Origin of the sequence: Streptomyces odontotermitis (assembly GCF_050510915.1) — a bacterium.
GTDB lineage: Bacteria > Actinomycetota > Actinomycetes > Streptomycetales > Streptomycetaceae > Streptomyces.
This window is the reverse complement of record NZ_JBNJLS010000016.1, coordinates 198,007-207,222: the sequence shown is the minus strand read 5'-3', so window position 1 is coordinate 207,222 and position 9,216 is coordinate 198,007. Positions and strand designations below refer to the sequence as shown.

The following is a 9,216-nucleotide window of genomic DNA, read 5'->3' as shown; positions in this document are numbered from 1 at the left end:
CCCCAACCGCCCACTCCTCGCCGCCTGGACCCGGCGGTACACGAGGACGGTCGGGGGCCCGCCCGCGTCGTCCGGCACCGGGACGCGGTAGACCTTCGGCGGGTGACCCGTCGGGCCCAGCAGAACAGGAAGGACGCGGCCGTCCAGGGGCCCGCCCACGAACGGGGTGTCTTCGCTCTTCACCGGACCAGTGTCACAGCTGACCCCCACCACGCCTCACAGCAGATGCGCCGCGTCACTCACCACAGGCAGCACGCGCCGCGCCAGCGCGGCGACCGGCCCCTCCGACGTCTCCATGCCGAGCGCGGACCGCACGACGTCCGCGGTCTGCGCATCCCGCCCGGCCGTCACCGTGAGCACCGCCATGAACTGCTCCACGAGCCAGTCCCGCAACTCCTCCACCGGCGGTTCCTTCTCCGCGTCGAGCCAGATCAGCGAGGCCGCCTCCACGGACGTGATCCACATCCGGACGGTCATCCGCAGCCGGGGCCCCGGATCCGCCACGTCCAGGTGGGACAGGATGTGCTCGGCCGCGGCCCGCCGCACCCCGTCCACGATCGCCGTCGTCCGCGAGGTCTCCACCACGCTGCCGCCCTGCAGCAGCGCGCTGAACCCCGCGTCGTGCTCGTCGACGAAGGCCAGGTACCGGTCGAGCGCCCGCGCGAGCCGCAGCGAGAGCGGCCCCTCCGGCGGCTCGTCGAAGCAGTCGGTGAGCGCGTCGGCGGCGGAGGTCAGCGCGGCCTCGTACAACTGCTGCTTGCCGCCCGTGAAGTAGCGGTACACCAGCGGCCGCGACACCCCGGCCGCCTCCGCCACGTCGTCGAGGGAGACCTCTTCGGGGGCGCGGTGCGCGAAGAGGGTGAGCGCGGCGGTGATGATCTGCCGCCGCCGCTCCTCGACGCTGAGGCGCCGGTAGGCGCGGGTGGGAGCGGGCGAGGTCATGCTCCGCAGCGTAACCGTGTTTTCGCACACCTGAGGGGTGAGATGCCCTACCGGCAACCCGAAGCCGGCAACCCGAAGCCGCCAGCCCGAAGCCGCCAGCTCGAAGTCGCCAACCCGAAGCCGCCAGCTCGAAGTCGCCAACCCGAAGCCGCCGACCCAAAAGGGAAACGAACCCCTAAGCCAACAACCCCGAAGACCTCCAAAGCCTCCGCCCGACCCCCCGCATCCCCCCGATGTCGTCGAGAAAGTCCGTCAGCCGCTTCGCCCCGGTCTGCATGACCTCCCGCCGATGCCCGCTCGCCTTCACCTGCGCCACCGCCTGGCGCCGGTCGAGCCCGACGTCCGAGTAGACCTTGGGGTTCACGAAGGCGAGGGAGAAGACGCGCGCCGCCTCCCCGCAGCTGAGCCGCGTCAGCTCGCGCTCCCAGGCGGGCGCCGACACCATCTGGCGCCGCAACTCCTCGCGTGCGTACCGGACATGGCGGGCCTCCTCGACCACGTGGATGCGCGTGACGCCCCGTACGAGGGGCTGGACGCGCTCGTCCGGGAAGGTCAGCCGCTGCATCCAGTCCAGGATCTCCTCGCCGAGCAGCGTGCAGGCGAAGGAGCCGGGCGTCGTCGAGACCGTCTTCAGCACGCGGGCGAGGTTGTGGTTGATCCAGGTGACGGGGTACGTGGGGGCGCCGCCCTTCTGGATCATGCGCGCGAACATCATGGAGTGCCGGCACTCGTCGGCGATCTCCGTCAGCGCGTACCGCACGTGCTTGCTGGTCAACGGCTTGTCGTAGATGTGCCGGACGAGCAGCTGCATCAGGATGATCTCGAACCAGATGCCGAGCGAGGCAAGGGACGCCGCCTCGTGCCGGGCCAGGTCCATCCGCTGTTCCTCGGACATCCGCCGCCACAGCGGGGTGTCGTACAGCGACACCAGCTCCGGCGGCCAGAACCACTTGCCGTCCTCGACCGGCGCCTCCCAGTCGAGCTCCTGGTCGGGGTCGAAGGAGTGCTTGGCGGAGGACTCGAGGAGGCGCTCGGCCACCTGCTCACGGTCCTTGAGGAACCCGAGCGCGTCCCGCAGCGCGGTCAGGTCGTCGTCCGTCATGGTCGTCATGACTGCCCCTGAACTCTCGTGACGTACTGGGTGACTGGATATCTGGATAACTGGGTGTACTCGAACTCGCCTGCACAGGTGGCGAGTTACCGCCGGTCACTGTTTATGAGACTACCTGTCAGCAACGTCGTCAATCCCTCGCGCACGCCCCTGTACAACTTGTTGACCCCACGTCTAGGAGCGTGTGAGCCTGCGGAGTATGTCGACGCATGAGCTCTACACGAAGCCGCCGAGTGAGCCCAACTGGTCGGTGCCCGCGGCCGGTTCAGCCCGCTTCAGCTGGGAGTACGACGACGGGAGCGACCGCCTCCTCGCCCTCTACCAGAAGGGCAAGGACAAGCAGTGGGACGGCGCCAAGCGCATCGACTGGGACCTGGAGGTCGACCCGCAGGACCCCCTCGGCACCCCCGACGAGGCCCTGACGCTCTATGGCACCCGCCACTGGGCGAAGATGACCGACAAGGACAAGGGAGAGCTGCGCAACCACTACGCCTCCTGGCAGTTCAGCCAGTTCCTCCACGGCGAGCAGGGCGCGATGGTCTGCGCGGCCCGCATCGTGGAGTCCGTCCCCAACCTGGACGCGAAGTTCTACTCCGCGACCCAGACCATGGACGAGGCCCGGCACGCCGAGATCTTCGGCCGCTTCCTGCACGAGAAGGTCGGCCGGCTCTACCCGATCAACGACAACCTCCAGTCGCTGCTCGGCGACACCCTGCGCGACTCCCGCTGGGACATGCCGTACCTGGGCATGCAGGTCCTCATCGAGGGGCTCGCCCTGGCCGCCTTCGGCATGATCCGCGACACGACGGACCAGCCCCTGCCCAAGCAGATCCTCGCGTACGTGATGCAGGACGAGGCCCGCCACGTCGCCTTCGGCCGCATGGCGCTGCGCGACTACTACAAGCAGCTCACCGACGCCGAACTCCGCGAGCGCGAGGAGTTCGTCATCGAGGGCTGCTACCTGATGCGCGACCGCCTGCGCGGCGTCGAGGTCCTCGAGAACCTCGGCATCTCCAAGGCGGAGGCGGACGAGTACAGCGAACAGTCCGAATACCTGGCCCTCTTCCGCCAGTTGCTCTTCTCCCGCATCGTCCCCTGCGTCAAGGACATCGGCCTGTGGGGCAAACGCCTCCAGGAGGCATACGTGGACATGGGCGTCTTCGACCTGGGCAACGCCAACCTCGACCAGCTCATGGAGCAGGACGAGGAGATCGCGGAGAAGCTGGACGCGGAGAGGTTCGCGGCGGAGGAGCAGGAGCGGGTGGACGAGGTGCGCGAGGCCATCAAGGCAGGGGAGGGGGAATAGCCCGTCCGGCGTTTGAGGACGAGGCCGTTCAGGCCGATATGGGGGCAAGGGGCGAAGCCCCCAAGGGGTGCCCCAGGGGCGACGGAGTCGCCGTATTCGGGAAGGGGCGGGATCGGGGAAGAAGAACAAACGCTAGGAGCCCAGCACCGACTCCATCACGGCCCGAGCGATGGGCGCCGCACTCCCGCCCCCACTGATGTCCCCCCGGTCGGCGGACGCGTCCTCCACCACCACGGCCACCGCCACGGCCGGTTCCCCGTCATCGGGCCCCTGCGCCCACGAGATGAACCACGCGTACGGCGTCCCGGAGTTGTCGACCCCGTGCTGCGCCGTCCCCGTCTTGCCCCCCACCGTCACCCCGGGAATCGCCGCGTTCTTCCCGGTCCCCTCCTCCACGACGTCGGTCATCAGCTCCCGCAGCTGCATCGCGGTCCCGGGATTCATCGCCTGGTGCAGCGTCTTCGTGCCGCCGGAGTTCACCGTGTCCCCGTCCTCGGTGGTCGTCTTGTCCACCAGATACGGCGACTTGACGGACCCCCCGCTCGCCACGGCGGCCGAGACCATCGCCATCTGCAGGGGCGTGGCCCGGGTGTCGTACTGTCCGATCGAGGAAAGAGCCAGCTGGGCCTTGTCCATGGAGGTGTCGAAGTTCGACTTCGCCACGCTCGAAGGCACCTTCAGATCCCCCTCGTTGAAGCCGAAGTTCTGCGCGGTGGAGACCATGGGCGCGAGCCCCGTATCGGCCCCCAGCTTCGCGAAGACGGTGTTGCAGGACCACTCGAAGGCGTACCGCAGCGGCGCGTCGGTGCAGCCCTCCACCTCGTTGCTGAGCTGCGTGCTGGTGCCGGGCAGCGTGTACGGGTCGGGGGACTCGGTCGGCGCGTCCAGGTCGGTGACCGTCCCCGCGTCGAGCGCCGCCGCCGCCGTCACCACCTTGAACGTGGAGCCCGGCGGATACGTCTGCCGCAGCGCCCGGTTCAGCATCGGCTTGTCCGGGTCGGAGTTGAGCGAGGACCAGCTCTTGGCGACGGACGAGCTGGTGCCGGAGAGCCGTCCCGGGTCGTACGAGGGGGTGGAGACGAGGGCGAGGATCTTCCCGGTGGCGGGCTCGATCGCCGCGACGGCGCCCTTCTTGCCGCCGAGACCGGAGTAGGCGGCCTGCTGGGCGCCCGGCTTGAGGGTGGTGACGACCTTGCCGCCGGGGTTCTGGCTCCTGGTGATGTCGTTCCACAGGGGGAGCGGGGCGAGCATCGGGTCGGTGCCGGAGAGGATGTCGTCCTCGGCGTGCTCCAGGAAGGTGGTGCCGTAGACCTGGGAGGCGAAGCCGGTGACGGGGGCGTACAACGGCCCGTTCGTGTACGTCCGTTCATAGCGGAGCTGCTCGCCGGTGTCCTTGGACCCGGTGACCGCGCGCCCGTCCACCATGATGTCGCCGCGCGGCTGGTCGAAGCGGACGATGGCCTTGCGCCGGTTGGCGGGGTTGTCGTCGAGCGACCCGGACTGCACGACCTGCACGCGCGTGGCGTTGACGAGGAGCGCGACGAGCAGCAGCGCGCAGAAGGCGGCGGCGTGCCGGATGTACCTCGTCATGCGACCCCCTCCGCCAGGGGCTGGGAGCGTGCGGAGTCGCTGACCCGGATGAGCAGCGCGACGATGATCCAGTTCGTGACGACGGACGAACCTCCTTGCGCGAGGAAGGGCATGGCCATACCCGTCAGCGGAATGAGCCCCATGACGCCGCCCGCGATGACGAAGACCTGGAGCGCCACGATCGAGGCGAGCCCGATCGCGAGGAGCCGCCCGAAGGGGTCCCGCAGCGAGAGCCCGGCCCGGTAGCCGCGCTCCACGAGCAGCGCGTACAGCAGGAAGATCGCGCACAGCCCGGTGAGCCCGAGCTCCTCGCCCGCCGTCGCCAGGATGAAGTCGGACTTCGCGGCGAACCCGATGAGGATCGAATGGCCGAGCCCGAGCCCGGTGCCGAGCATGCCCCCGGCCGCGAACGCGAAGAGGGACTGGGCGAGTTGATTGGGCCCCTGCCCCGCGTCGATGGAGGCGAAAGGGTGCAGCCAGTCCTCGACGCGCTGGTGCACGTGCGGCTCCAGCGAGCCGACCACGAACGCCCCGACCCCCGCGAGCAGCAGCCCCACGGCGATCCACCCGATGCGCCCGGTGGCCACGTACAGCAGCACCACGAACAGCCCGAAGAACAGCAGGGACGTCCCGAGGTCCCGCTCAAGGACGAGCACCCCGACACTGATCAGCCAGATGGCGACGACCGGCCCGAGCACCCGGCCGGTGGGCAGCTGCAGCCACTTGAGGCGCTTCCACAGGGTGCGGCCGGTGTATGCGAGGGCGTTGCGGTTGGCGGCGAGGTAGCTGGCGAAGAAGACGGCGAGCAGGATCTTCGCGAACTCGCCCGGCTGGATGGAGAAGCCCCCGATCCGGATCCAGATGCGGGCCCCGTTCACGGCGGGGAAGAAGATGGGCACGATCATCAGCACGAGCGCGGCGACCACGGACACGTACGCGTACCGCTGCAGCACCCGGTGATCGCGCAGCAGCACCACGACCCCGATGAAGAGGGCGACCCCGACGGTCGACCAGACGAGCTGCGTGAGCGCGGCCTCGTCACCCGGTGTCTCCAGGTCGAGCCGGTAGATGAGCACGAGCCCGAGCCCGTTGAGCAGTACGGCGATGGGAAGGAGCAGCGGATCCGCGTACGGGGCGCGGAGGCGGACCGCGAGGTGCGCGAGGAGCGCGAGCACGCCGAGCCCGGCGCCGTAACCTGCGGCGCCGGGCGGGACGGAGCCGTTGTGCGCGAGGCCGACATCGCAGTAGCCGTACACGGAGAGCAGGACGGCGACGACGATCAGGGTGAGCTCGGTGCCACGCCGCCGGGGGAGTCGGACCGGGGGGACGGCGGGGACATCGGGGACACCGTGGGGTGCCTTGTCCGCGGTTGTTCCGGTCATGCCGGGAACGTAGCAAGCAAGGTGCCCCAATCGACTGATTGCGCACGATGTCGGCCAAATCGACCTAGGGGGCGCTCAGCACCAGCGGGGCACCTGCCCGATGTTGTCGATGTAGTACGCGGCGCCCCATGCCCAGGTGCCGTCGGTGAGCTGGTACCAGAGGTTGTTGCGGTTCACGGTGTCACCGGTGGTCTTGCAGAAGATGGTGACGACCTTGCCGTAGGGCTCACTGCGGATGACGTGGCTGCCCCGGGTGGGTGCGTCGCGGAGCAGCAGCCCGGACTTGGCGGTGACGCGCCCCTTGTAGACGGGCGGCGGGTTGTTGGCGCTGCCGGCGCTGCCGGCGCTGCCGGCGCTGTCGGCGGCGACGGCGGGACCGACGGCGGTGAGTGCGGTGAGAGCACCACCGGCGACGGCTATGCCGAACCGGGTGAGCGTACGGGTCGACCGCTGTGACATGGGGCCTCCTCTGAGGGAAGGACAGGACCGAGGCGGCCCATGGCCCACACAGGCCGCAATTCACACTAAAAGCGCCCTTGGGCCCCCGCACTTCCAGCGCACCCGAGCCTGTCCGGCGCTTGAGGACAAGGCCGTTCAGGCCGAACGGGGTCCGGGGCGGAGCCCCGGGAACGGGGACGGGCAGGGGTGGAGGGGGGGGCGAAGAAACCTACGGCTCGGCCACATCCGACCGATCCGGCACATCGGACCGATCACGCACATCCGGCCGATCACGCACATCCGGCCGATCCCGCACATCCGACCGCCCGGATACGCCAGTTGGGGCACCCTCGCCCGCGCCCCCGTCGACTCCCGGCAGGGTCAATGTGGCCACGGCACCCCCGTCCACCGCATTGGCGAACCCCAGCCGAGCCCCCAGCACCCGCGCCTGCCCCAGCGCGATCGTCAGCCCCAGCCCATGCCCCTTCGTGCCCCCCTCGGTACGGAACCGCTGCGGCCCGTGCTCCACCAGATAGTCCGGATACCCCTCCCCGTGATCCCGCACAGTGATCACGGGCCCGTCCACGGTGAGCACCACGGGCCCCGCCCCGTGCTTGTGCGCGTTGGCGACGAGATTCCCCAGCACCCGCTCAAGGCGCCGCCGGTCCGTCTCGACCCGCAGGTCCCGCACCACCTGGATCTCCGTCTCCGTCCCGGAAGCCCGCACCACCCGCTCCGCCAGTGGAGCGAGCCGGTCGGTGTCCAGGTCGAGGCGCTCACTGCGCGAGTCGAGCCGCGAGATCTCCAGCAGGTCCTCGGTGAGGGTGCGCAGCGCCGCGACCCGGTCCCGCACCAGCTCCGTCGGCCGCCCCGGTGGCAGCAGCTCGGCCGCCGCGTGCAGCCCGGTCAGCGGCGTCCGCAGCTCGTGCGCCACGTCCGCGGTGAACCGCTGCTCGCTCAGGAGCTTGCCCTGCAGCGTGGAGGCCATGGTGTCGAGGGCCCCGGCGACGGCGGCCACCTCGTCCTGGTGGCGTGCGGGGTCATGGGTCCGCAGGTCGTTCACGCGGGCGTCCAGGTCCCCCTTGCTGATCTTCCGCGCGACCTGCGCGGTCTGGTGCAGCCGCCGCGTCACCCGGGTCACGGCGAAGGCGCCCACGAGCAGCGTCGCCCCGATCGCGAGCGCCGAGGAACCGACGATCGCCCGGTCGAGCCCGTCGATGGTGCGGGCCCCCTGCCCGTAGTCGACCTCGACGGCGATCGCCCGGCCCCCGTCCGCGGGCCCGGCCGCCCACATCGTCGGCTGGGAGTCGTGGTCGCCGACCATCGTGGCGCGCTGCCCGCTCACCGCGAGCTTGCGCAGCTGTTCGGGGAGGCCCGGCGGATCGACGCCCGCCCCGGGCCCGAGGCGGTCGCCCGCCTGGTAGTGCGTGGTGGCGTCCTCGAGCCGGGTCAGCGCGCGCTCACGGGCCTGGTTCACGGTCTGGTTGGTCACCGAGACATGGACGAGGATGCCGAGCAGCGCGGCGAGCGCGCAGCACATGACGGTGATGAAGACCGCGGCCTTCCACGTCAGGGTCGAGGCCCACGCGGGCCACCGCGGCCCGCGCGGCAGCCGGTGCCCGGTCACCGCCCGCCCCCCGCGGAGGGCGAGGGCGACTCGGAGAGGGAAGGTGATTCCGGTGACGGCTTCGGCACCGCGGCCCCGGACGGCGGCGCACTCTTGGAGCGCACGATCTCGTCGTTCGCCGGCAGCATCGTCTTCTGGTGCGCGTCCCAGGACCAGGAGGTCCGGTACTCGTATCCGGGCAGGCTGGAGACGGCCCGGACGATCAGCTGCCGCCCCGCCAGCTCCACCCCGATGACGGCGTCCCCCATCTCCATGATCTGCGTCAGCTTCCCCTGCTCCATGGCGTAGACGCGGATGTCCAGCTCGTCGTTGGCCATGTGCACGCCGACGATCAGGTCGTCCTTGCCGTCCCCGGTCAGATCCCGGTAGTACGCCTTCTGGAGCGGACAGGAGCCGCCACTCCCTCCGCCGTCCCCGCCGCCCGCGTTCTCCCCGCACTTCTCCAACTGCTGGAGGGTCTTCTCGTACGCGGTGTCGCCGCGGCTGTACGTCCCCGGGTGGGCGGCGAAGTCGGCGCGCACGACCTTGACGGGGTCGACCTTGCGCAGGTCCCCGCCGGGCACGGCGACGTCGTCGACGGTCACGCTCTCTATGGCGCCGTAGTCCTCGGCGGGGGAGGACGCCGGGGGCAGATTCGGCCAGAGGCGGGTCGGCCCGTCCGCGGTCGGCGTCGGCCCCGCGCCGCGCACCCCGCCGGGATCGCCGCAGCCGCCGGCCAGCGCCGCGACGGACACGGCGAGGACGGCGGCGACCACGAGGTGGCTGCGGCGCTTCACGGCACTCCTGACTCCTGCGGGCCGCGCAGCCGCCGCCGGTGGTG

General features: G+C 70.5%; 9 protein-coding genes. 1 reads left to right on the top strand and 8 read right to left on the bottom strand.

What is annotated here, in order from left to right; all coding sequences use genetic code 11:
• From ACQB60_RS33355 to ACQB60_RS33345, 3 genes are all read right to left on the bottom strand, one after another.
• Positions 1–183: DUF8847 domain-containing protein (locus ACQB60_RS33355; RefSeq protein ID WP_496929839.1), on the bottom strand; the 183-nt coding region annotated here is incomplete at its 3' end.
• A gap of 33 nt (positions 184–216) precedes the next feature.
• A complete protein-coding gene (locus ACQB60_RS33350) occupies positions 217–942 on the bottom strand; it encodes a TetR/AcrR family transcriptional regulator (RefSeq protein WP_384849008.1) in 726 nt (241 codons plus the stop codon).
• Between the two features lie 175 nt (positions 943–1,117).
• Positions 1,118–2,053 carry an AurF N-oxygenase family protein gene (locus tag ACQB60_RS33345; RefSeq protein ID WP_496929838.1) on the bottom strand — a complete coding sequence of 312 codons (936 nt, stop codon included), beginning with the start codon at positions 2,051–2,053 and terminating at the stop codon, positions 1,118–1,120.
• 199 nt (positions 2,054–2,252) lie between these two features.
• Here ACQB60_RS33345 and ACQB60_RS33340 point away from each other — a divergent pair, with 199 nt between their 5' ends.
• The gene (locus tag ACQB60_RS33340; RefSeq protein WP_496929837.1) at positions 2,253–3,359 is read left to right on the top strand and encodes a ferritin-like domain-containing protein; all 1,107 of its coding nucleotides are present in this window, start codon (positions 2,253–2,255) and stop codon (positions 3,357–3,359) included.
• A 132-nt stretch (positions 3,360–3,491) separates the two neighbouring features.
• Here the strand turns inward: ACQB60_RS33340 and ACQB60_RS33335 are convergent, their stop codons facing one another.
• From ACQB60_RS33335 to ACQB60_RS33315, 5 genes are all read right to left on the bottom strand, one after another.
• The gene (locus ACQB60_RS33335; RefSeq protein ID WP_496929836.1) at positions 3,492–4,949 is read right to left on the bottom strand and encodes a penicillin-binding transpeptidase domain-containing protein; all 1,458 of its coding nucleotides are present in this window, start codon (positions 4,947–4,949) and stop codon (positions 3,492–3,494) included.
• A complete protein-coding gene (locus ACQB60_RS33330) occupies positions 4,946–6,331 on the bottom strand; it encodes an FtsW/RodA/SpoVE family cell cycle protein (RefSeq protein WP_496929835.1) in 1,386 nt (461 codons plus the stop codon). The genes ACQB60_RS33335 and ACQB60_RS33330 overlap by 4 nt, the downstream gene beginning before the upstream one ends.
• A gap of 75 nt (positions 6,332–6,406) precedes the next feature.
• Entirely contained in the window at positions 6,407–6,790 is a 384-nt protein-coding gene (locus ACQB60_RS33325; RefSeq protein WP_496929834.1) for an SH3 domain-containing protein, read from the bottom strand.
• Positions 6,791–6,998: 208 nt separating this feature from the next.
• Positions 6,999–8,396, bottom strand: a complete 1,398-nt coding sequence (locus ACQB60_RS33320; RefSeq protein WP_496929833.1) for an ATP-binding protein — start codon at positions 8,394–8,396, stop codon at positions 6,999–7,001.
• Positions 8,393–9,172 carry a hypothetical protein gene (locus ACQB60_RS33315; protein WP_496929832.1) on the bottom strand — a complete coding sequence of 260 codons (780 nt, stop codon included), beginning with the start codon at positions 9,170–9,172 and terminating at the stop codon, positions 8,393–8,395. The genes ACQB60_RS33320 and ACQB60_RS33315 overlap by 4 nt, the downstream gene beginning before the upstream one ends.
• Between the last annotated feature and the right edge of the window lie 44 nt (positions 9,173–9,216).

What these genes read in the sequence shown, in the direction of transcription:
- ACQB60_RS33350 (WP_384849008.1), bottom strand. Translation starts at nt 942, where the DNA reads ATGACCTCGCCCGCTCCCACCCGCGCCTACCGGCGCCTCAGCGTCGAG.
- ACQB60_RS33345 (WP_496929838.1), bottom strand. Translation starts at nt 2,053, where the DNA reads ATGACGACCATGACGGACGACGACCTGACCGCGCTGCGGGACGCGCTC.
- ACQB60_RS33340 (WP_496929837.1), top strand. Translation starts at nt 2,253, where the DNA reads ATGTCGACGCATGAGCTCTACACGAAGCCGCCGAGTGAGCCCAACTGG.
- ACQB60_RS33335 (WP_496929836.1), bottom strand. Translation starts at nt 4,949, where the DNA reads ATGACGAGGTACATCCGGCACGCCGCCGCCTTCTGCGCGCTGCTGCTC.
- ACQB60_RS33330 (WP_496929835.1), bottom strand. Translation starts at nt 6,331, where the DNA reads ATGACCGGAACAACCGCGGACAAGGCACCCCACGGTGTCCCCGATGTC.
- ACQB60_RS33325 (WP_496929834.1), bottom strand. Translation starts at nt 6,790, where the DNA reads ATGTCACAGCGGTCGACCCGTACGCTCACCCGGTTCGGCATAGCCGTC.